Here is an 850-nt window from a genome sequence, read left to right on the forward strand (position 1 = left end):
CTAAATCTGGACTAATATATGAGGATAGTTACAGAAGTACCATGGTGAAAAATTAATACATTTTTACTTGTTTTTTACCACAGTACTTTGTTGTAAGTAGTGCTTTTTTAGTTCACTTACTTAATTTCAAAATCCGAAATGCTCCTTGAATTACCAATGCAAAAACAATTGTTCCGATAATCAAATCAGGTTTATTAGAACTCAAATAATGCACTAAAATTCCTGCAATAATTACTCCCAAATTGATAATCACGTCATTCGAAGTGAAAATCATACTCGCTTTCATATGTGCTTCTTCTTTGCTCTTTGACTTTTGCAAAATATAAAGACAAATTCCGTTTGCAATAAGTGCAAAAATCGAAACTATAATCATTGTTGAAAAATCGGGAAGTTTCTCGTTTCCGAAAAATCTTCTCAAGACTTCTACAAATCCAATAATCGCAAGTATTATTTGAAAATATCCAGCAAGTTTGGCAATCCGTTTTTTCTTTATTACTGTTCCGCCAACCGCAAACAAACTAATTCCGTACACAAAACTGTCCGCAAGCATATCTAAACTATCGGCAACAAGTCCTATAGATTTTGAGATAATTCCTGTTGTCATTTCAATAATGAAAAAAGCAAAATTTATGGCAAGTACAGACCAAAGTAGTTTTTTCTGATTTTCGTTTTCTTTAAATTCCGTCTGGTCGGTTTGTTCCGTTGAGATTTTTTTTCCACCTAAATTCAGTTCGATAACTGACTTTTCGATTTGGTCAATTTCTCCGCTGTGAAAAACGGTCAATTTTCGATTCGGAATATCAAAGTCCAAATTCGCAATGCTTGAAATTCCGTCCAATTTCATTCGGAT

Annotated in this window: 1 protein-coding gene; it reads right to left on the reverse strand. The window is 32.9% G+C overall.

Annotation, left to right across the window (positions count from 1 at the left end):
- Positions 1–112: 112 nt before the first annotated feature.
- On the reverse strand, positions 113–850 hold a 738-nt coding region (locus RT250_RS13515; protein ID WP_313115420.1), incomplete at its 5' end, for a cation efflux transmembrane domain-containing protein.

Origin of the sequence: Aequorivita sediminis (assembly GCF_032080575.2) — a bacterium.
Taxonomy (GTDB): Bacteria; Bacteroidota; Bacteroidia; order Flavobacteriales; family Flavobacteriaceae; genus Aequorivita; species Aequorivita sediminis.